This window comes from Actinoplanes aureus (assembly GCF_015704865.1).
GTDB lineage: Bacteria > Actinomycetota > Actinomycetes > Mycobacteriales > Micromonosporaceae > Actinoplanes > Actinoplanes aureus.
In genome coordinates, this window is the sequence record NZ_JADQTO010000011.1 from 175775 (window position 1) to 196370 (window position 20596).

Annotated in this window: 25 protein-coding genes; 13 read left to right on the forward strand and 12 right to left on the reverse strand. The window is 70.6% G+C overall.

All coding sequences use genetic code 11. From position 1 onward, the window contains the following. The first annotated feature begins 434 nt into the window (after window positions 1-434). On the forward strand, window positions 435-581 hold the full coding sequence (locus I4J89_RS23880; RefSeq protein ID WP_196416271.1) for a hypothetical protein: 147 nt from the start codon (window positions 435-437) through the stop codon (window positions 579-581). Between the two features lie 47 nt (window positions 582-628). Here the strand turns inward: I4J89_RS23880 and I4J89_RS23885 are convergent, their stop codons facing one another. Then, complete coding sequence (locus I4J89_RS23885) at window positions 629-1240, reverse strand: M23 family metallopeptidase (RefSeq protein WP_309238451.1); 612 nt, start codon at window positions 1238-1240, stop codon at window positions 629-631. 112 nt (window positions 1241-1352) lie between these two features. On the opposite strand from I4J89_RS23885, the gene I4J89_RS23890 reads away from it, so the two are divergent. Next, entirely contained in the window at window positions 1353-2504 is a 1152-nt protein-coding gene (locus I4J89_RS23890) for a hypothetical protein (protein WP_196416273.1), read from the forward strand. Window positions 2505-2778: 274 nt separating this feature from the next. On the opposite strand, the gene I4J89_RS23895 is transcribed toward I4J89_RS23890, so the two are convergent. The 5 genes from I4J89_RS23895 to I4J89_RS23915 form a co-directional block, all read right to left on the reverse strand. Continuing rightward, complete coding sequence (locus tag I4J89_RS23895) at window positions 2779-3948, reverse strand: MFS transporter (RefSeq protein ID WP_230859461.1); 1170 nt, start codon at window positions 3946-3948, stop codon at window positions 2779-2781. Window positions 3949-3990: 42 nt separating this feature from the next. After that, window positions 3991-4665 (reverse strand): maleylpyruvate isomerase family mycothiol-dependent enzyme, encoded by a 675-nt coding sequence (locus I4J89_RS23900; RefSeq protein WP_196416275.1) that lies wholly within the window; start codon window positions 4663-4665, stop codon window positions 3991-3993. A 129-nt stretch (window positions 4666-4794) separates the two neighbouring features. Beyond that, window positions 4795-5328, reverse strand: coding sequence for a cupin domain-containing protein (locus tag I4J89_RS50905; RefSeq protein WP_196416276.1), 534 nt, complete (start codon window positions 5326-5328; stop codon window positions 4795-4797). Then, entirely contained in the window at window positions 5325-6254 is a 930-nt protein-coding gene (locus I4J89_RS23910) for an MBL fold metallo-hydrolase (protein WP_309238452.1), read from the reverse strand. Before I4J89_RS23910 ends, I4J89_RS50905 begins: the two co-directional genes overlap by 4 nt. 116 nt (window positions 6255-6370) lie before the next feature. Continuing rightward, window positions 6371-7315, reverse strand: coding sequence for a LysR family transcriptional regulator (locus tag I4J89_RS23915; protein ID WP_309238453.1), 945 nt, complete (start codon window positions 7313-7315; stop codon window positions 6371-6373). A gap of 32 nt (window positions 7316-7347) precedes the next feature. Here I4J89_RS23915 and I4J89_RS23920 point away from each other — a divergent pair, with 32 nt between their 5' ends. After that, window positions 7348-8265 carry a LysR family transcriptional regulator gene (locus I4J89_RS23920; RefSeq protein WP_196416279.1) on the forward strand — a complete coding sequence of 306 codons (918 nt, stop codon included), beginning with the start codon at window positions 7348-7350 and terminating at the stop codon, window positions 8263-8265. On the opposite strand, the gene I4J89_RS49760 is transcribed toward I4J89_RS23920, so the two are convergent. The 6 genes from I4J89_RS49760 to I4J89_RS23945 all read right to left on the reverse strand — a co-directional run bounded on the left by I4J89_RS49760 (window position 8251) and on the right by I4J89_RS23945 (window position 12638). Further along, entirely contained in the window at window positions 8251-8454 is a 204-nt protein-coding gene (locus I4J89_RS49760; protein ID WP_230859462.1) for a hypothetical protein, read from the reverse strand. The two genes, I4J89_RS23920 and I4J89_RS49760, sit on opposite strands and share 15 nt — an antisense overlap. After that, complete coding sequence (locus I4J89_RS49765; RefSeq protein ID WP_309238458.1) at window positions 8442-8600, reverse strand: FAD-binding protein; 159 nt, start codon at window positions 8598-8600, stop codon at window positions 8442-8444. The genes I4J89_RS49760 and I4J89_RS49765 overlap by 13 nt, the downstream gene beginning before the upstream one ends. Window positions 8601-8691: 91 nt before the next feature. Continuing rightward, window positions 8692-9813, reverse strand: a complete 1122-nt coding sequence (locus tag I4J89_RS23930) for an FAD-dependent monooxygenase (protein WP_196416280.1) — start codon at window positions 9811-9813, stop codon at window positions 8692-8694. 13 nt (window positions 9814-9826) lie between these two features. Continuing rightward, window positions 9827-10600, reverse strand: coding sequence for an ATP-binding cassette domain-containing protein (locus I4J89_RS23935; protein ID WP_196416281.1), 774 nt, complete (start codon window positions 10598-10600; stop codon window positions 9827-9829). 2 nt (window positions 10601-10602) lie between these two features. Further along, complete coding sequence (locus I4J89_RS23940) at window positions 10603-11649, reverse strand: ABC transporter permease (protein ID WP_196416282.1); 1047 nt, start codon at window positions 11647-11649, stop codon at window positions 10603-10605. A 2-nt stretch (window positions 11650-11651) separates the two neighbouring features. After that, complete coding sequence (locus I4J89_RS23945; protein ID WP_196416283.1) at window positions 11652-12638, reverse strand: sugar ABC transporter substrate-binding protein; 987 nt, start codon at window positions 12636-12638, stop codon at window positions 11652-11654. Between the two features lie 180 nt (window positions 12639-12818). On the opposite strand from I4J89_RS23945, the gene I4J89_RS23950 reads away from it, so the two are divergent. The 10 genes from I4J89_RS23950 to I4J89_RS23995 are packed head-to-tail and all read left to right on the forward strand — an operon-like array spanning window position 12819 to window position 20222. Beyond that, a complete protein-coding gene (locus I4J89_RS23950; protein ID WP_196416284.1) occupies window positions 12819-13109 on the forward strand; it encodes a putative quinol monooxygenase in 291 nt (96 codons plus the stop codon). A gap of 6 nt (window positions 13110-13115) precedes the next feature. After that, window positions 13116-14099 (forward strand): fumarylacetoacetate hydrolase family protein, encoded by a 984-nt coding sequence (locus I4J89_RS23955; protein ID WP_196416285.1) that lies wholly within the window; start codon window positions 13116-13118, stop codon window positions 14097-14099. Window position 14100: 1 nt separating this feature from the next. After that, window positions 14101-15447 carry an aldehyde dehydrogenase family protein gene (locus tag I4J89_RS23960; RefSeq protein WP_196416286.1) on the forward strand — a complete coding sequence of 449 codons (1347 nt, stop codon included), beginning with the start codon at window positions 14101-14103 and terminating at the stop codon, window positions 15445-15447. Further along, the gene (locus tag I4J89_RS23965; protein WP_196416287.1) at window positions 15444-15728 is read left to right on the forward strand and encodes a VOC family protein; all 285 of its coding nucleotides are present in this window, start codon (window positions 15444-15446) and stop codon (window positions 15726-15728) included. The genes I4J89_RS23960 and I4J89_RS23965 overlap by 4 nt, the downstream gene beginning before the upstream one ends. Continuing rightward, on the forward strand, window positions 15725-15859 hold the full coding sequence (locus I4J89_RS23970; RefSeq protein ID WP_230859463.1) for an SDR family oxidoreductase: 135 nt from the start codon (window positions 15725-15727) through the stop codon (window positions 15857-15859). Before I4J89_RS23965 ends, I4J89_RS23970 begins: the two co-directional genes overlap by 4 nt. A gap of 10 nt (window positions 15860-15869) precedes the next feature. After that, window positions 15870-16817, forward strand: coding sequence for a VOC family protein (locus I4J89_RS23975; protein WP_196416288.1), 948 nt, complete (start codon window positions 15870-15872; stop codon window positions 16815-16817). Between the two features lie 6 nt (window positions 16818-16823). Then, entirely contained in the window at window positions 16824-17546 is a 723-nt protein-coding gene (locus tag I4J89_RS23980) for an SDR family NAD(P)-dependent oxidoreductase (protein WP_196416289.1), read from the forward strand. A 12-nt stretch (window positions 17547-17558) separates the two neighbouring features. After that, window positions 17559-18716, forward strand: a complete 1158-nt coding sequence (locus tag I4J89_RS23985) for an alpha/beta hydrolase family protein (protein ID WP_196416290.1) — start codon at window positions 17559-17561, stop codon at window positions 18714-18716. Next, window positions 18709-19950: a glycoside hydrolase family 1 protein gene (locus I4J89_RS23990; protein ID WP_196416291.1), complete on the forward strand. Its 1242-nt coding sequence runs from the start codon at window positions 18709-18711 to the stop codon at window positions 19948-19950. Before I4J89_RS23985 ends, I4J89_RS23990 begins: the two co-directional genes overlap by 8 nt. A gap of 14 nt (window positions 19951-19964) precedes the next feature. Beyond that, window positions 19965-20222 (forward strand): RICIN domain-containing protein, encoded by a 258-nt coding sequence (locus I4J89_RS23995; RefSeq protein ID WP_196416292.1) that lies wholly within the window; start codon window positions 19965-19967, stop codon window positions 20220-20222. Window positions 20223-20596 lie beyond the last annotated feature (374 nt).

Genomic DNA, 20596 nt, shown 5'->3' on the forward strand with positions numbered 1-20596 from the left:
TGGTCGAGGTTTGCTTGCCGGTCCTGCTTCTTCGGGGTACGCGTGAACGATGTCTTGCCGAAGCCGACGCGTGCCCGCTCTCCCCGCGCGGACCCGGCTTTGCGTCCCGGCCCCAGAGCGGCCGCCGGGAAACACCAGTCCCTCGCGCTGCGGGAAGAGCGAGGGCGCTCGCCAAGCGGCCGGGTGCCTGCCCGGGGGCTGCCGAGCCGGGCGCGTTTCGTCGTGGTTGCTTGCCAGCGGCCGGGGTGCCGGTCCAGCGGGCCGGAGGGGCCGTGATTGCCCGCGTTCGTCGCCGTAACCGGCAGGTGATGCTGTTTCCCGGTGGTCGCGTTGGGGCGGTCAGGGGAAGCCAGGCTCGCGGCGGGAGAGCGGGGACGGGGTCGGCTTCGGCGGGACGCCGATTGCGCGTACCCCGAAAAAGCTGGACCCCCAGAATGGGTGGGCGGCTGGCGGTGTTCGTCATGACCGACGGCCCGTTCGCCCGCTGGGCCTGGACCGCCATCGCCGTCCTCATGCTGATCCTCTGTGCCGTCTACGTGCTCTGGACGAGGAAGAAGCCAGCCACGGCCATTCGTCGCTAGCGGCGACTGCACGGTGGCTCGCGACCGCGCGGTTGCACGATCCCGCTTTAGGCGGCGCCCGCGCCCGGGGTGCAGTTCTTGCTGGTACGCCGAACCGAATACTCCCGGTCGTCGGTGGTGATGCCGGCCGCGACCCCGTCGAAGTACGCCTCCACCTTCTCCCGGGACCGGCGCTGCTCGTAGTGCAGGTGCGGCGCGCCCGACTTGCCGGTGCTGCCCACCTTGCCGAGCTGGTCACCGGTCTCCACCCGCTGGCCCACCTCCACCAGCGGCGGCTCCAGCAGGTGCAGGTACTGCGTTTCCCAGCGGCCACCGTGGTCGATCTTCACCCAGTACCCGGCGCCGGTGCCGTGCGGGCCCTTCGGGTTCTGCGGAGTTCGCTCGCCGAGCGTGCCGTTGACCCCGGCCTCGATCACGGTCCCGCCGAACGACGCCAGCACCGGCCGTCCCCAAGCCGGCCCTTTGACCGGGAAGAAGTCGATGTCGAAGTCGTCGTGTCCCGGATAGGTGCCGAGCAGCCACGCCTCCCCGCAGGCCACCGGCATCTGGAACGCCGGCCGCGGACCGGCCGGCAGCAGCCGCGGCACGACGACCCACGCCACCGAGAGCAGAACCAGAACCAGGGCAGAGCCGAGAAGCACAACGGAGCGGCGGATCACCACCCGATCCTGCCAAGCCCTGGCAACCACCCGAATTTTATCCTGATAAGTCGCTGTTTGGCCTAGGCTGGGGTGATCCAAGCTGCCGGGACACACCTCGCCGGAGGGCACTGTGGCGAGCTCAGCGCAACGAGTCTTCGTCCAAGACGTGCTGGCGACCGCGGACGCCCTGACCAACCGGCTCGCGGTTCTTCTGGCCAGGCACGACTACGTGTCGCCGGAGCGGCTGGCGGTCGCCGACGGTGTCACGTCGCTGCTGGACAAGGCGCGCGCGGCGGCGAAGGGCGAGAACCCGCCGTACCGCCGGCTGACGAACTGGTGGCGGGCGCCGCTGCTGGAGGCGGCCTACCAGTACCTGCACGCCGCCCAGGTGCAGATGATCGACCTCTACGACGACGAGGAGGTGGACGCCGCCATCCCGGCCGCTCTGGCCCGGTCCCGCCGCGAACTCGACCGGGACGACCCGCGCCGACTGACCGCCGAACGTCTGACCTCCACGCCCTCCGGGGCAGCCCGGCGGGTGGCGCTGCGCGCCTGCTCCGATGCCGCCTACACCGCGTCCGACGAGTGGCACCGGCGCCAGCGCAGCTTCCGCAACATCATCGTGCTCGCCACGATCGGAATCACGGTGCTCATGGCGTGTGTGGTGGCCCTGGTGTTCCACGAACCGTCGTACATGCCGTTCTGCTTCGCCAACGTGCAACAGGCCGAGGGCGCACCGCCGCTGACCGGCACACCGCCCGCCGAATACACGCCCCCCGGCTCGTCGGCCCAAGCGGTGACCGCCTTCCGGATCACCAGCTGCCCGACCGGCCGACCGGCCGACGGCTCGGTGCCCTCGTCCTTCGACATCGTGATCGTCGCTCTCATGGGCCTGCTCGGCGGTTCCCTGGCCGCCGCCGTGTCCATCCGCAAGGTCCAGGGCAGCGCGACGCCGTATGACATACCGGTAGTCCTCGCCACCCTCAAGGTTCCCACCGGAGCGCTGACCGCCGTCGTGGGACTGGTAGCCATCCGAGGCGATTTCGTGCCCGGTTTGTCAGGGTTGGACTCGCAGGAGCAGATCCTTGCCTATGCGCTCGTGCTCGGCTATGCCCAGCAGTTGGCCACCGGGTTCCTTGACCGCCGGGCCGAAGGGCTGGCGAGGGGATCGGCGGCCGACTCGGTGACCCGGCCGGAGAGCGAGAACTGCCGGACCGAACCCCTGCCGCCAAGACCGATCGAACGCCTGCGGAAGGGATTGGCCGCGCTGCTCCAGCGCTAGACAGCTTCCGTGGTCAGGGTCCCCAAGCGGTGATCTTGCTTGGCCCACGCTCAAGGCTGTCTCAACGGCGTTCAGACAGCACCCACGTTGGGCCGGACAAGACCCTGACCACGAAGGCTCTGGTCCCGCTTCTTCGGGGTATGCGCAACCACGACGTCACCGTGCACGGCCCGGCAACCCCGGGCAGGCAGGCCGCTTGGCGAGCACCCGCGCCCGGTTCTCGCGTAGCGGGACGGACTGGTGTTTCCCGGCGGCCGCTGTCTGTGTCGCTTGGTCAGCGGGAGGCGGCGGGGACGCTGGGGCGGTCTCGGCGGCGGGTCATGGTGGGCTCGGCGGCCAGGACGGCCAGGGCCGCGATCAGCACTAGGCCGCCGGTCAGGTAGACGCCTCGCAGGCCGGCGTGCGGTAGCAGCACGCCGCCGAGCAGGGCGCCGGCGGCTATGCCCAGGTTGTACACGGCTGACAGGGTGGCTGACGCCAGGTCGGTGCTGCCTGGCGCTACCACCAGCACGCGGCTCTGGAAGGTGGTCGGCACCTGCGGCAGCGCGAAACCCCAGAGCGCCACCAGTGCTGTCACGGCTGCCGGGTGGCCGCCGGACAGGGGGAGACCGAGCAGGGTCAGCGCGAGCAGCGCGATTGGGAGGCGTACGGCCAGGCGCGGTCTCCGGTCGGCCAGGAAACCGGCGGTGGCCACACCGCCGAGTCCGGCTATGCCGAAGACCAGCAGGAGCGCGCTCACCGCGGACGCGGAGAAGCCGCCGACGTCGGTCAGGAACGGGGTCAGATAGGTGTACGCGGTGAAGACGCCGGTGATCGTGATGCCGGTGATCGTGATCAGCAGCCAGAACGCGCGGGTGTCCGGCGCGGCGCCGGCGGCGGCGTGTCCGTCTCGTGGGGCTGTCGTCGGCAGCAGCGCCGCCACGCCGGCCATCGCGAGCAGGGCCAGGCCGGCCACCGCCAGGAACGCCGTACGCCATCCGGCCTGCTGGCCCAGCCAGGTGGCGGCGGGTACGCCGAGGACCGGAGCGAGGGAGGAGCCGCCGAAGACCGCGGCGACCGCGCGGCCCCGCGCATGCGGGGGTACCAGAGCCGCGGCGGCTGGTGCGGCGACCGACCAGAAGACCGCCTGCGACAACGCTGTGACGACCCGCCCGGCGAGCAGGAGCCAGTATCCGCCCAGCACCGAGACGCCGGTCGACACGACGAACAACGCCAGCAGACCGGTGATCAGGTAGCGGCGGGGGACGCGGCTGACCAGATGGGTCAGCGGGACCGAGAACACGGCGACGGTCAGGCCGTATCCGGTGACCAGCAGGCCTACCGCGGTCAGCGAGACGTCGAGGTCAGCGGCGATGTCCGGCAGCAACCCGACCGGCAGAATCTCTACGGTGAGGTAACTGAACGCCGCCGCCATGAGCGCCGCCAGCGCGGGGAGCCTGATCATTGCCGCATTCTGTGACATCGCCGGAGCCGGCGGCCACCGATTTCACGGCACGAGCGGGCCGCGGAGCACCTTCCGCGCGGTGTCCTGGTCGCCGGTCAGGGTGTGCCACGGCATCGGAACCCGGTTCCACAGAGCCAGCATCAGCTCCGGCGCGGTGCCGGTGAGCTCGGCGACCGGATCGCCGGGCCCGAGCATCCAGCAGGCGCCGAGGTCGGTGGCGGTGAACCGGACCGCCGCAGGCAGCGGGGCTAGCCCGCCGCGCTTGATCATGCGCGGTACGAACACCTCGATGACCTCGGCGATCCCGTCGCCGCACAGGGCCGGGTCCAGAACGCTGGGCAGCCCGAGGGCGTGCTCGGCGTCCCAGCGGTGCACCAGGGTCTCCAGGCAGCGGCGGCGGCGCCAGAACCCGACGGTGTGCGGTGGCGCGAACGTCCAGGCCTCGGTGGCCGGGTCGGCCTCCAGCGCGCTGGTGAGAACGCGCGCGGTCTCGGCGAACCAGTCGGGCAGCCCGCTCTCCGGCGGATCCGGGCGGTAGCCGCCGCGGCGTTCGGTGACGGCCACGGCGGCCCACAGGTTGCCGGTGCCGAGGTGGGCGGTGAGGTCGCCAAGCGTCCAGTCGCCACAGTGCTCGACCGCAACGTCCAGGTCGTCGCCCAGGTAGCCGTGGAAGGTGGCGAGTTCCCGCCGCAGGATCGCGAGGTGGTCCAGCTCCATCCGTCCGACCATAGTCACCGGCACGGCGCCTGGCTGCCCGCGCGACCACGTGCTGTTTCCCGGCGGCCGCGTGGCGGCCTGGGGTGGCAGGTGGTCGCGCGGCTCGGCGGGACTGTGCGGTACGCGTACCTAATCTCCTGGTCCCTCTCGCATGAGACCGGAAAGGCCTCCCGGGAGTGTCGCTGCCAGGCTTTCGTCGAATTCCGCGTCCACCAGGATGAAGGCCACCCGGGCCGGGACGTCGGCGCGGTTGGCCCAGGCGTGGTCGGTGCCGCGCTGGACCACCACGTCGCCGGCGTGCAGGGTGACCTCGGAGTCGTCGAGCAGGAGGGTGATCTCGCCGTCCAGGACGATGCCGTAGTCGATGGAGGCGGTCCGGTGCACCGGTGACTGGCGGCCGTGGGCGTCGAGGTGGCCGGGGAGGAACTCGTTGATGCGGATCTTCGTGCCGCGCGGGGGTGGCGGGACGGCGAGGGTACGTGCGGTGGGCTCGGTGGGTTCGGCCGCGAGGATGCGGGTGGGTGCTCCTTCGGTGTTCCAGATCTCGTGGAAGGCGACGCCGTCGGCGGGAAGTTCGCGGCTGACCGGGACCGGGCCGTCGGAAAGGACCACGGAGACGCCGTCAGGGGTGTGTCCGGTGACGACCCGGCGGGGGACGTTCACGCGTGGCACGGGATCGGCCCGCCGTGGAACGCCACCATGTCCGGCCAGACCGACGGGACGGTGATCCGGGTGTCGATCGGCTTGCCGGACAGCTCCGAGTAGGCGCGGTGCAGGTTGCCGACGAAGCGTTCGGTCTCGGCCCAGCCCTTGAACGGGTTGTCGCGGTGCTTGATCGCGGCTTCCAGAGGTGAGAGGCCTTCCTTGAACGAGCTCTCGGCCACCGAGGACACATAGGAGACGTAGGCGTCCAGGTTGTCCAGGAGAACACCGACCTCGTCACCGCGGCAGACCGGGCCGTGGCCCGGTGCCAGCACAGCCGGCTCCAGCGCCCGCATGTGCGCGATGGCTGACCGGAAGCCGGCCACCGAGCCCTCGAGCAGGAACGGCTGGCCGCCCGCGAAGGCCAGGTCACCGGCGAACAGGACCTTCTGCTCGGGCAGCCACACCACCACGTCGTTGCTGGTGTGCGCGCGGCCGACGTGCTGCAACTCGACCGGGAACCCGTCCAGGTGCATGGTCATCCGGTCGCTGAACGTGAGGTTCGGCGGGCGCACCACCAGGTCGCCGTAGTCCGGGGCGGTGATCACCCGGGTGGCTTCCAGACCGGCGGCCAGGACCTCGTCGCGGCACCGGTCATGCCCGATGACCAGGGTCTCGGAAGGCAGGAAACCGTTGCCGAACGTGTGATCCGGGTGGTGATGGGTGTTCACCACGGCACGTGGTGCGCCGCTGCTGATCTTGGCGACCTCGGCGAGCACGGCCCGGTTGCGGCGTTCGGTCGAGGTGGTGTCCACCAGCACCGCGCTGCCCCGGCCGTCGACGATCACGCCGCAGTTGTTCACCATCCAGCCGCCGTCGGGCTGGACATAGGCGTGAATGCCGTCGGCCAGGCGATCCACGTACGGGCTGCCGTCGTCCCAGGTCACGTGTCTCCTCCTTCGAAGGGGTTCTGCACCCATTGGGGCATCCCCGGCGCGGCCGCACAACGGTTTCCACCATCGCTGACACCGATCGCTGGCATGCGTGAAACGGCCGTTGTGGCTCAGGCCGGTTCGGTGACATCGTCCTCGACGGCTACCGCGACCTCGTGGAGCAGGCGGCGCAGCCAGGCCACACCTGGATCCTTCTCCCGGCCGGGATGCCAGTGCGCGGCCTCGGTGATGCCGACCGTCGCCAGGGGCGTCTCGGCGATCGCCAGGTCCAGGATGCCGAGGCAGCGGCGGGCCAGCCGGGACGGCACGAACGCGCACATCTCGGTGCCGCCGACCGCGAACGGCAGCGTCAGCAGGCTGGTCACCTGGACCAGCACGGTACGGTCGGCGATGCCCTGCCGTTCCAGCTCGATCTCGAGGGGGCGTTTGTGCTCACCGGCGGCCGTGAACGCGGCGACGGCGTGCGGCATGGCGGCCAGATCAGCCAGAGTCAGTGCGCCTCCGGTCAGCCGGGGGTGGCCGCGGGACACGATGCAGACCAGGTGGTCGGTGAAGACCGGCTGGGTGTGGCCGGGGAACTCGTACCCCAGCGGGCCGATGATCAGGTCGCGGCGCATCAGCTGCGTCTCCAGCTGGGCGCCGTGCGCGTCGAGGGTGTCCAGGGCGACCGAGCAGCCGGGTGCCTGCTCGCCCATCAGCCGGATCAGCGGCTCGGCGAGGACGGTCATCGCGTACTCCGACATGCTCACCCCGAACCGGCGGGTGCTGGACGCCGCGTCGAACTCGCGCTGCGTGCCGAGCAGCGCCTCGGCCGCCTCCACCGCCTCGGCCACCGCCGGTCGCAGCCGCTCGGCGAGCGGGCTCAGGTCGAAGCCGCGGCCGGAGCGGACCAGCAGTTCGTCGCCGAAGTGCCGGCGCAGCCGGGTGAGCGCGCTGCTCATCGCGGACTGGCTCATCGTCATCCGCTCGCCCGCGTGGGTCAGGTTGCGTTCCTCCAGCAGCGCGTGCAGGGAGAGCAGCAGGTTGGCGTCGACCTCACGCAGCCGTTCCTTCACGGCTCTAGTCTCAGGCACGAGGAGGCTCTGGCATGACCCTGGGCGGTACCGATCTCAACCTGCTGCTCTTTCTGCGCGTCCTGCTGGAGGAGGGGAACGTGACCCGGGCCGGGACCCGGCTGGACGTGGGACAGCCGGCGATGAGCGCGGCCCTCGCCAAGCTGCGCCGCCGCTTCGACGACGAGCTGCTGGTCCGGGCGGGCCGGGACTACGAGCTGACCCCGTTCGCCCGGGATCTGCTGCCCGAGGTGCAGCGCGCGGTCCGGCTGATCTCGCGGGCCCTCGACCTGGAGAACCGGTTCGACCCGGCCACCAGCGAGCGGACCTTCCGGTTCGCGATGAGCGACTATGCGGTGGCGGTGCTGCACGAACCGCTGGTCCGGCTGCTGCGGGCCACCGCGCCGGGGGTCCGGCTGTCCATCGACCGGATCGGGCCGAAGGCGCGTACGTCCGAACGCACGCTGCTGGAGCATGACGCCCTCGTCGCACCGCTCGGGTTCGGCTTCCCCGGCGAGCGCAAGCCGCTGTGGCGCGACCGGATGGTGCTGATCGCCGACCGGCGGCATCCCCGGCTGGCCGGCGGCGAGATGTCCCTGCGCGACCTGGCCGAGGTGCCGCACGCCGTCGCCACGTTCGGCCCGGGCATTCTCACCCCGGTGGACCGGGTCTTCGGCGAGCACGGCATCGACCGGCGCATCGTGCTCCAGGTGGCCGGGTTCCTGCCGCTGGCGTTCGTCATCGAGGGGACCGAGCTGGTGGCCGTGGTGCCGGAGCGGCTGGCCCGGCTGCACCTGGTGCCGGGCGGCCCGATCACCATGGTCGAGCCGCCGTTCGGGGAGGTGCTGCTCGCCGAGGGTTACTGGTATGCCAGGGATCGGCTCTCCGATCCGGCGCACCAGTGGTTGTTCGCCCGTCTCGACGAGCTGGCCATCACTCTAGGTAGCCAGTGAAGCAGCGCTCCGGGCGTTCCAGCCCTGGCCGCCTTGCAGCAGAAATCCGCCGAGGCCGACCGAAGGACAGTGGCCGCCGGCGAAGAACCGGCCCTGCTTCTCCAGGAACGGCGCCAGTTCCAGGCCGCCCTGCACCGCCGGCGACGCGGTGGCGATCCCGGTCTCCGGGTCGTAGGTCATCTCCCGCATGCCGCCAGGTCGATGACCAGGGCGTCGCCGCGGATCGACCACTGCGCCCAGCTGTGCCCACCGGAGCGCACCGCTACCTGCCAGCCGCGTTCGCGGGCCAGGCGTACCCCGGCGACCACGTCGTCCTCGCTGGTCGCCCGCAGGATCGCCGCCGGCTGCCGGCCGGTAGCCGGCGGTTGAAGATCCGGTCGACGCGGGCCGCCTCGAAGCCCTCGTCGCCGGGGAGGATCTGTCCGTTCATGCGGGTGCGCACATCGCGTGCAGCGTCTGGCCCATGACCCGGCCGGGGTCGGCGCCCGGGGTGTCCGGGTGGATCTCCCACTCGGCCAGCTGGAGGCTGTTGTCCAGCACCAGCTTGACCCGGGGCATGCGGCGGGCGTGGAACGCGGGCAGCACCTCGTCGATCGGATCGCCACTGGTCAGCATCTCGGCCAGCACCACGGCGTCCTCCGCGCACATGGCCGCGCCCTGGGCGATCAGCGGCGGGCAGGCGTGCGCCGCGTCGCCGATCACGATGGTCCGGCCCCGGTGCCACGGCCCGTCCAGCAGGATCGACTCGATGTACTGGTAGTTGACGACCGCGTCATCGGCGAGGCTGTCGCGGACCTGGCCCCAGACGCCGCCGTACCCCTGGCCGTGCTCCTTGAGGATCTTGCCGTTGGGGTGCTCCCCGACGTACGAGCGGTCCAGGTTCTCCTCGAGCAGGAACGCGTAGCAGAGGGTCTCCGAGATCGGGGTGTATCCGGCCTTGTACTTCGGCCCGCCGTAGTAGACGCCGGAGCTGTCCATCGCCGCGGGCCGCTCGGCGACGACCCGCCAGATGCCCATGCCGACCGGCTTGGGCCGCGCCTCGATGCCGATCATCCGGCGGACCGTGGAGCGGATGCCGTCGGCGCCGACGATCAGGTCGAAGGTCTCGGTGGCGCCGTCGGTCAGGGTGGCCAGCACGTGGTCGCCGCGGTCGTCGATCGCGGTGACCGTGGTGCCGAGCCGCACGTCGACGCCGGCCTCGCGGACCCGGCGGGCCAGGATGTCGGCCAGGTCGGCGCGCAACGCGCCCATGGTCGGGGGTACGGCGTCGCCGCCCATCGGCGGTGCCGGCATCTCCATCAACTGGACGCCGTCGGCCCGGAACATCCGCAGCTTGTCGAAGGCGAAGCCGTGCTCGGCGAGTTCGTCGTAGATGCCGACGGCGTGGAACGCCTTGAGCGCGTTGCCCTGCAGGGTGATGCCGTGGCCGACACCGCCGAGGCCGTTGCGCAGCTCGGCGATCACCACCTGCACGCCGCGCTGGGCCAGAGCCAGGGCCAGCACACCGCCGGTGATGCCGCCGCCGACGACGAGGACGCGGGAGGTCATCTCTTCTCCTTCTCTATGCGAATTGGGAGGCGCGGGCGCCGGTGATCCAGCCGACGATGTGGTCCGGTTCGGTGTCGGCCACGGCGACGTCGGCGACCTTGCTGCCACGGTTCAGGACCACCACCCGGTCGGCGACCTCGGAGCACAGTGGCAGGTTATGGGTGACCAGGACGATCGCGACACCCTGCGCGGCCATCCGCCGGATCAGCGCCTCGACCTGTCTGGTCTGCTCGTAGCCGAGCGCCGCGGTCGGCTCGTCGAGCAGCAGCACCCCGTTGGCCTCGCCGGAGACCCGGATCGCTCCCCGGGCCAGGGCGACGACCTGCCGCTGCCCGCCGGAGAGCATCTCCACCGGGCGGGTCATCGGGGCGGTGCGTACGCCGAGCCGGTCCAGCTCAGCCTCGGAGCGCTTGCGCATCGCCTTGCGGTCGACGAATCCGAGCCAGCCGAGCGGGCCCTTGCGCAGGATCTCCCGGCCGATGCTCAGGTTGGTCGAGATGTCCTGCGGGTCCACCAGGGCCAGGTCCTGGTAGACCATCTGGATCCCGGCGTCCGCGGAGTCGCTGGGGGAGTGGAACTGCACCTCTTTGCCGTGCACGCGGATCGTGCCGCCGCTCGGCCGGTGCGCGCCGGACATCACCTTGAGCAGGGTGGACTTGCCGGCGCCGTTGTCGCCGAGCAGGCCGACCACCTCGCCGGGGTTGACGTGGAAGTCGATGCCGGCCAGCGCGCCGACGTATCCGTAGTGCATGTCGATGCCGCTGAGCTCGAGAGCGGGAGACGTCATGTTCACACCTGCTTCTTGTGCACCGAGAGGTTGGCGCTGGCCATCAGCCGGTTCGACACGCTGGTCTGCACGACGCGCTCCAGCAGCAGGGAGGCGAGCAGCAGCACGCCGGTGGTGACGGTGGCCCAGTAGGGCTGGATGCCGCGGATGGTCAGGCCGTTGGCGATGGTGGCCAGGATCAGCGCGCCGACCAGGACCCGGGGGAGGCTGCCACGCCCGCCGGTCAGCGCGACGCCGGCCAGGGCGACCGCGGTCAGGGCGTTGAAGATGATGCTGGGGCTGGCCTCCGGGGTGGCCTCGGTGGTGATCGCCGCGGTGACCAGGCCGCCGAGCGCGGCGCACAGGCCGGAGATGACGAAACCGAGGACCTTGTACCGGTCGCTGTGGATGCCGGAGCGGCGTACCGCCTCGGCGTTGCCGCCGACCGCCATCAGCCGGATGCCGTCCCGGGTACGGGTCAGGAACACCGTCCCGACCAGGAACAGCAGACCGACGATGTAGACCGGGGCGGGCACCCCGAGGTAGCGGTCGGTGCCCATGAACGTCAGGCCGGTCAGCCCCGGGAAGGTGTAGCCGCCGGCGATCACCGCGGCCAGGCCGGACAGCGCCGACAGCGTGCCGATGGTGACGATGATCGGGTTGAAGCCGCGCAGCGCGATCAGCCCGTTGACCAGCCCGACGAGCACACCGCAGGCCAGACCGGCGACCAGGGCCAGCCAGATCGGCTGACCGTTGGTGATCAGCCAGCCGGCGACGCAGGCGGCGAAGGCGGCGGTGCCCGGCAGCGACAGGTCGAGCACACCGGTCATCACGCCGAAGCCCACGCCGGCCGCGAAGATCGCGGTGAGGGCGGCCGCGTTCGCGATCAGCAGCGCGTTGTCCAGGGTGGCGAAGTACGGCGCGCACCAGAACGAGAAGGCCACGATGATCAGGCCCCACAGCACGAAGATGCCGCGATCCCGGACGAACACCAGCGCGGTGACCGCGCGCGGCATGTCATGGCCGGTGGGAACCGGGACGTCCGCTTTCTCCACGGGAGCGGCGGTCACGGTCACTGCCCACTTCCCGCGGTGATCACCTTCTGCGGCACGACGATCTGCTGTCCCGGCTTGGCGGGGTCGGCCATCATCGCGGTCAGCGTGTCGAACGACTGCACCATGTCGGCCTCGAACTGGAGCGCCACCGACGCGTAGATCTTGCCGTCCTTGACCGCCTCCAGCACCTCGTCGTTGCCGCCGGTCTCGGTCACGCAGGTCAGCTCCTTGCCGGCGGCGGCGTACGCGCCGAGTGCGCCGAGCGCGGCCTCGTCGTTGGTGCCGAGCAGCGCGTTGGCGCCCGGGTTGCCCTGTAGCGCGCTGCCGACGTCGGTCTGCGCCTTGGCCCGATCGGTGACGGCCACCTCGGTCACGATCTCCGCTCCCGGCGCGGTGGCGGCCAGAGCGTCCTTCTGCGCCTTCTCCACCTCGGCCTTACCGGCGGTGCCGGCCACGCCGACGGTCAGGATGACCTTGGCCTTGCCGCCCAGCTTCTCGTTGACGCACTTGCCGAGCTGCTCGCCCATGGCCTTGCCCTGGGCCTCGTAGTCGATCCGGTCGAAGGTCACGCCCGGCTGCATGCCGGACAACCCGTAGTCCTCGGGTACGCCGTTGAGCAGCAGCGGGATCTTCTTCTCCTGGGCGGTCTTCACCAGGTCGGACAGTGCGGCCGGCTGGACCGCGATCACCCAGGCGCCGCTGGCGCGGCCGGACTCGATGACGCTCTTCAGGTCGGTGAGCTGCTTCTGCGGGTCGAGGTTCGGGTCCTGGACGAGGACCTCGTACCCGTGGCCCTTGCCGTAGCCCTGCACGCCTTCGGACAGGCCCTTCATGGCCGGGATCTTCAGCGCGAGCGGGGAGAACACGATGGTCTTGGTGGAGTTGCCGGAGCCCGCGGCGGCGGATCCGTCGGCCGGCTGGGTTCCGCCGGAACTGCACGCGGTCACGAGAAGAAGGCTGCTGACGGAGAGAGCGGCAGCGCGGCCGTAGTTTTTCAAATCCATGTCCACTCCCGGGGCTATGAGCGACAGCTGTTAACAGACGTGTGCTGGGTCACAGAGAACACGGAGGTGTCGGAAGGCGGAACCCGCTCCGCGGTGATGCCAGGCATCGCCGTCCGAGCTTTCTCCCGTCAGCCGGTGCGCACCTAGCGTGAGGAGGTCACCGAACGAGGAGGACTTTTCATGGCATACGTCGTCAGCGCCACGTGGATCGCCGAGCCCGGCCAGGAGGCCGTCGTCCTCGACGCGATCGAGAAGCTGACCCCGCTGTCGCGGGCGGAGCCGGGCAACCGCTTCTACCAGGCGTACCAGGATCCGGCCGAGGCGAGCGTCTTCCACCTGTTCGAGGTCTACGACGACGAGGACGCCTACGCCGCGCACGGTGCGTCGGAGCACTTCCAGACGTACGCGTTCGGCCAGGCGATCCCGGTGCTCGCCAAGCGTGAGCGCGCCTTCTACACCACGATCGGCTGACCTGAGATGAGACTGGCTGCGTTCCGCCTCGCGACCGAGCCCGACGGCGTACGCCGGGTCGGCCTGGTCGTCGGCGAGGGTCCCGACTGGTGGCTGCACCCGTTCGCGGACGGCACCGACCTGGTCGAGCTGCTCGCCGCCGACCGTGCCGACCGGGAAGCGGCGGCCGACGCCGCCGCCCGCGGCGACGGGCTGCGGCCGGCCCAGGTGCGGCTGCTGCCGCCGGTCTACCCGGTGGCGATGCGCGACTTCCTCACCTTCGAGCAGCACGTGGCCGGCGTCGGCAAGGGCATGCAGGGGCACGAGTTCGTGCCGGACGAGTGGTACGCCGCCCCGTCGTTCCTGTTCATGGCCCCGCACGCGGTCACCGGTGGCTACGACGACGTGGCCATCGCGCCGGACACCGAACGGTTCGACTACGAGCTGGAACTCGCCGCGGTGATCTGCCACGACGTCCGCAACGTCAGCCCGGAACAGGCCCGGCGGGCGATCGGCGGCTACTGCGTGATGAACGACTGGTCCGCCCGGGACGTGCAGGGCCGGGAGATGAAGCTCGGCCTCGGCCCGTCCAAGGGCAAGGACTTCGCCACCACGATCGGGCCGTGGGTGGTGACCGCCGACGAGCTCGACGACTTCCGGGACGCGGACGGGTTCCTGGATCTCCAGATGACCGTGAAGGTCAACGGCACGGTCACCGGCAGCGACCGGTCCGGGCACATGGGCTGGTCGTTCGAGCAGATGGTCTCGTACGCGTCCCGCGCCTCCTGGGTCAAGAAGGGCGAGGTGCTGGCCTCCGGAACCTGCGGGTCCGGCGCCCTGGCCGAGGGGTGGGGCCGCACCGGCGAGCTGACCCCGCCGCCGCTGCGGGTCGGTGACGTCGTCGAGATGACCATCGAGCGGCTCGGCACGATCCGCAACCGGATCGTCGCCGGCACCGAGACCGTGCCGCCCATCGTCCCGGCCCGCCGCCGCGTCCGCGAGGAGGTGTGACATGTCCGAGGTCGTGACGCGGGACCCGGCGACCGGCCGGGAGCTGCGCCGCTACCCCGCCCACGACGACGCGGTGGTGGAGCGGGCCCTGGCGGAGACGTCCGCCGCCGCGCGGACCTGGGCGGCGGTCGAACTGCCGGACCGGCTCGCGATGCTGCGCGCGGCCGGCAAACTGCTCACCGAGCGTCGCGACGAGTACGGCTCCCTGATCACCGCCGAGATGGGCAAGCCCCTGGCGGAGTCGCTCGCCGAGATCGACAAGTGCGCCTGGAACTGTACGGTCGTCGCCGACCTGGCCCGCGGCTGGCTCGCGGACAGCGAGATCGAGTCGGGCGCCGGCCGCTCCTGGATCTCCTATGAGCCGCTCGGCGTGATCTTCGCGGTGATGCCGTGGAACTTCCCGTTCTGGCAGGTCCTCCGGTTCGCCTGTGCCGCGCTCGCGGCCGGGAACGCCGCGCTGCTCAAGCACAGCCCGGACGTCACCGGCTGCGCGCTGGCCGTCGAGGCGCTGTTCACCGATGCCGGGGCGCCCGCCGGGCTGTTCCGGTCCCTGGTGATCGAGGGTGCGCGGGTGCCCTCGGTGAGCGCCCGGATCGTCGCCGATCCGCGGATCGCCGCCGTCACACTCACCGGCAGCGAGCGGGCCGGATCCGCGATCGCCCAGGCGGCGGGCGCCGCCCTGAAGAAGACCGTCCTGGAACTCGGCGGATCGGACCCGTTCGTCGTCCTCGCCGGCGCCGACATCGCCGGCGCGGCCGCTGCCGCCGCCCGCTCCCGGTTCGGCAACGCGGGCCAGAGTTGCGTGTCGGCCAAGCGGTTCATCGTCGTCGACGAGGTCGCCGAGCGGTTCGTCTCCGCGCTGCTCGCCGAGACCGCGAGGCTGGAGATCGGCCCGCTGGCGCGCGCGGACCTGCGGGACACCGTGGTCCGGCAGATCGACGAGAGCGTCGCCGCCGGAGCGCGGCTGCTGACCGGCGGGCGGGCCGCCGCCGGTCCCGGCTTCCACATGGAGGCGACCGTCCTCGACCACGTCACGCCCGGCATGGCGGCCTTCACCGAGGAGACGTTCGGGCCGGTCGCGGCCGTGGTCCGGGCCCGCGACGACGATCACGCCGTCGAACTGGCCAACGACACCGAGTTCGGCCTGGGCTGCTCGGTCTGGGGCTCGGCCGGCCACGCACTCGCCGTCGGCCGGCGGATCCGCTCCGGTGCGCTGTTCGTCAACGCACCGGTCGCCTCCGACCCGCGGCTGCCGTTCGGCGGCATCGGCCGCAGCGGCTACGGCCGGGAGCTGTCCGCCGAAGGGGTTCGCGAGTTCACCAACGTGCGGACGGTGGTGGTGGCATGAGGCTGGACCACGTCGGCCTCACCGTCGGCGACCTGGACAGGATGCGCGACTGGTACGCCACCGCGCTCGGCCTGACCCCGGAATTCGATTTCGCGCTGCCGGAGCACGCCTTCCGCGGCGTCCTGCTGCGCGGCGCGGGTTACCGGCTCGAGCTGCTGGAACGTGCCGGCAGCACCGGCCGCCCGTCGCCGGAGCCCGGTGTCCGGATGGCCTATCTGGCCGATCCGGAAGGCAGCCTGGTGGAACTGCTCGATCGCGGCCGCGCAGCGGGCGCGTCGTGACCGGGCGGCTGGCCGGCAAGATCGCCCTGATCACCGTGGTCAACGCCGCCGTCTACCTCGCCTCCGACGAATCCGCCTGGGTCAGCGGAGCACATCTGGTCGTCGACGGAGGCGGCTCAGTTCTTGGTTGAAAGGAAAGTCATGTCCCACCTCAACGAGTACGGCATCACCCACCTGCGGCACGTCGACCTGGCCGTGCCCGACTACCAGACCCAGCGCACCTTCTACCGCGACACCTGGGGCCTCACCGAGGTCGGCACCGACGGCGATCTGTCCTACCTGGCCGCCGAGGGCTCACCGGAGCAGTACATCGTCCGGCTGCGCAAGGCCGCCGAGAAGCGTCTCGACCTGATCGCGTTCGGCGCCACCGACCCGGCCGCCGTCGACGCGCTCGCCGCCAAGCTCGCCTCCGACGGCGTCCAGCTGGTCGGCCAGCCCGGCAAGTTGCAGACCGCCGGCGGCGGCTACGGCTTCCGGTTCTTCGACATCGACGGCCGCACCATCGAGATCTCCTGCGACGTCGAGACCCGGCAGCACCGGGCGGTCGAGGAGGGCGAGGCCATCCCGGTACGCATCTCGCACGCCGTGATGAACTCCGACGACCCGAACCGCACCCGCGCCTTCTACGAGCAGCACCTCGGCTTCAAGCTGTCGGACACGCTCTGGAGCCAGCACATGGGCGAGATGATGCACTTCATGCGGTGCAACGACTGGCACCACAGCCTGGCCATCGCCCGCGGCCCGCACACCTCGGTGCACCACGTCTCCTTCGAGATGCGTGGCCTCGACGAGTACATGCGCGGCACCGGCCGGGTCATGCGGGCCGGCATCAAGAAGATCTGGGGCCCCGGCCGGCACCTGGCCGGCAACAACACCTTCACGTACTTCCTCGACCCCAGCGGCAACACGATGGAGTACACCACCGAACTGGAGCGACTGGAAACCGACCAGTGGCACCCCGAGCTCCACGACATCGCCGACCCCAACGTGCAGGACCAGTGGGGCACCGCCGACCCGATGAGCGAGATCATCGCGAAGGACAGCTTCAACGACCCGGACCGCGGCCTGTTCGTCGCGCCGCCGGTCTGAGCGCCGATGTTCCGTCTGGACGGCAAGGTCGTCGTGGTCACCGGCGGTGCCCGCGGGCAGGGCGCCGCCGAGGTGGCCGCGCTGCGGGAAGCCGGCGCCACCGTGATCGCCACCGACGTGCTCGCCGGGGACGGCGTGCGGCACCTGGATGTCCGTGACCCGGACGGCTGGGCCTCGCTCGCGGCGTCTCTCGACCGTGTCGACGCCTTGATCAACAATGCCGGGGTGGCCGGCCGGGAGCGGCTCCCGAACGTCGACCTGGCGAACTGGGACCGCACCTTCGCGATAAACGTGACCGGGCCGATGCTCGGCATCCAGGCGCTGGTCCCGCTCATGCCGGCCGGGTCGTCGATCGTCAACGTGTGCTCGGTCGCCGCGGTCTCCGGGCACGTCGCGGCCGCGTACACCGCCAGCAAATGGGCCCTGCGCGGCCTCACCCGGACCGCGTCGCTGGAGCTCGGCCCGCGCGGCATCCGGGTCAACGCCGTGCTGCCCGGACTCATCGAGACGCCGCTCATGGCGAACGCCTCGCCCGCCTTCCGGGGTGCCGCACTCGCCGAGATCCCGCTCGGGCGCACCGGAACCGTCGACGACGTCGCCGGGCTGATGGTCTTCCTGGTCTCGGACGCGGCGGCCTACATCACCGGCGCCGAGATCGTCGTCGACGGCGGGCTCACCGGACACGTCTCCCACAAGGGCATCGCCGACGCGATCGCCCCTCCGGCCTAAGGATCTGCGCAGATGTTCGAGTACTTTCCCGGCAACTACATCTGGAACCTGGGCGTGGTGGCCACGCTCAACTCGGGCGGCACCATCGACGAGGTGGACCGGGCCTGCCGGCCCATCCGCGACCTCGCCGAACAGGGCTCCGATGTGGGCACCGAAGAATTCATGCGGTCCTGGCGGCGGGTCGCCGACCAGGTCGAGCAGCAGGCCGTCGAGGCCGAGAAGGCCGGGCACAGGCGGACCGCCGGGCAGAAGTACCTGCGGGCCGGTGCGTATCTGTGCCAGGCCGAGCGGATGCTGTCGAACTCGTCGCCGGAGCGCCTCCCGACCTATCGGCACCTGCTCGAGGTGATGGAGAAGTCGTTCGAGCTGATCGACCCCCGCACCACCCGGGTGCGGATCCCGTTCGAGGGGACGACGCTGCCCGCGTACTTCACCAACGCGTCGACCGACGGCCGGCCGGTTCCGACGATGATCATGTGGAACGGTCTCGATTCGACCAAGGAGCACATGTACACCTCGGGGTGGCCTTCGGAGATGGCCGCGCGAGGAATCTCGGTGTTGCAGGTCGACTGCCCGGGCTCCGGGGAGGCTCTGCGGTTGCAGGGGCTGACCTCGCGGGTGGAGACCGAGGACTGGGCCGCCGCCTGCGTCTCGTTCCTGGAGGCGCGCTCCGACGTCCGATCCGACCGGATCGGTCTGGTCGGCTGGTCGCTCGGCGGCTACTACGTGCCGCGTGCGGCCGCGTTCGAGAAGCGGCTCGCGCTCGCGGTGGCCTGGGGTGCCAACCACAACTGGGGTGAGGTGCAGAAGAAGCGCCTCGAACGGGAGGGGGAGAACCCGGTTCCGCACTACTGGGAGCACGTGCTCTGGGTGTGGGGTTCGCCGGACATCCCGGCATTCGTGGAGAAGGCCGTGCGGGTCAATCTCAACGGTGTCATCGACAAGATCACCTGTCCGCTGCTGATCACGCACGGGACGAACGACCGGCAGATCAGCGTGGCGTACGCGCGAGAGAGCTTCGCCAAAGCGATAAACGCCCCGAAGAAGGATCTGCGGCTCTTCACCCCCGAGGAGGGGGCGACCGAGCACTGCGGACTGGACCACCTGCCGCACGTCGCCGCCTACACCGCCGACTGGATCGAGGACACCTTGCGAGAACTGGATGCCTGACTTCCTCTGGGGCGTCTCCAGCGCCGGCCATCAGACCGAGGGCGACAACACCCTCAGCGACACCTGGTTCCTGGAGAACGTCCAGCCCACCGTCTTCCGCGAGCCGTCCGGCCCGGCGTGCGACGGCTACGCCCGCTGGCGGTCCGATGTCGACCTGGCGGCCGGCATGGGCCTCAACGCGTACCGCTTCTCGGTCGAATGGGCCCGGGTCGAGCCCGCACCCGGAGAGTTCTCGGCTGAGGCGCTGGACCACTACGAGGCGATCGCCGACCACTGCCTGTCGCGAGGCCTGGCCCCGGTCGTCACCTACAACCACTTCACCTCGCCGCACTGGTTCGCGGCCCGCGGCGGCTGGCTCGACCCGGACGCGCCATCGCTGTTCGCCCGCTACTGCGCCGAGGTGACGGCCCGTTTCGGCGACCGGATCGCGGTGGCGGTCACCCTCAACGAACCCAACCTGGCCCGGCTATTGACCTGGATGGACCTGCCGCCGTTCGTACGCGAGCTGGAACGTGCCACCCTCGCGGCCGCGTCGGCGGCTGCCGGCGTGCCCCGCTACCGCGCCGCGAACGTCATGCTGCCCGAGGAGATGGACGCGATGGCCGACGGCATGACCGCCGGCCACCGCGCGGCCCGCGCCGCCATCAAGGCCTTTCAGCCTTCCGTCCCGGTCGGCTTCTCGCTCGCGGTCGCCGACGACGTCGCCGTGGGTTCCGATTCCCGGGTACGCGACCGCAAGCGTTCCGAGGTGTACCAGCGCTGGCTGGACCTGGCCCGCGACGACGACTACATCGGCGTCCAGAACTACGAGCGGTTGTTCTACGACGCCGACGGTGCCGTCCCGCCGCCGGCCTCGGCGCCGCGCAACCAGATGGGCAGCGGCATCGAGCCGGGCTCGCTGGCCGGCGCGATCCGCTACGTGCACGCCGAAGCCGGCGTACCGGTCCTGGTGACCGAACACGGCATGTCGACCGATGACGACAGGTTGCGCGCTGCTTTCCTGCCGCCGGCGCTGGAGGGCCTGCGGGCGGTGATGGCGGAGGGCGTGCCGGTGCTGGGCTATCTGCACTGGACGCTGCTGGACAACTTCGAGTGGATTTTCGGGTACGGCCACCAGCTCGGCCTCTTCGAGGTCGACCGGGAGACCTTCGAGCGCACCCCGAAGCCCAGCGCCGAGGTGTACGCCAAGCTGGTTGCCGCCCACCGGAGCACCGGGTTTGGGCTTCCTCACTGAGTAGCTCCCTGGCGGTGTGGCGCTGTCGGGACTGGTATACGAATCGATGCCTGGACGCCAATGCGCAGCGCCAGGTGTACACCGGTGCCTGTGGTTCCAGCTATCAGGTGTGGTGGATCCAGTACGTGGGCAGCTACATCCAGCTGCATCATCGCGCGACGGGGTTCTGCCTGGACAGCAACGCGAACGGCATCGTCTACACGAACCCGTGTGACGCCAACAACGGGTACCAACTCTGGCGGAGGATCGCCCCTCGGGCGGCTCCGGCATGACCTATCAGAGTGCGGCCACGGGACGATGCCTCGGCAGTCCCCGGAACGATTGGGTGCGTACGGGCTTCAGCTGTCCCACGGGCGGCTCTGTGGATTACCAGTTCTATTGGAACCAGTACCTGGCATAGCGCTGAGCCATTCTCGAATTGATTAGGGCTCTGTTCCTGGCCGCGCCTGTCCCTGTGCTGAGAGCAGGGACGGGCGCGGCCTGCGGCAGCGTGTGTAGCCGTTCAAACGGTGCCACTCCCGGCCGGCGCTGTCGTGCCAGCAGAAGGCTGCTGCGCTGTTGCCCACGCCGCGCCACCGCGATCGTGCAGACGATCCTCGTCCTGCACCAACCGTTCAATCTCCCGGCAGCCAATCCGTTCTCGCAA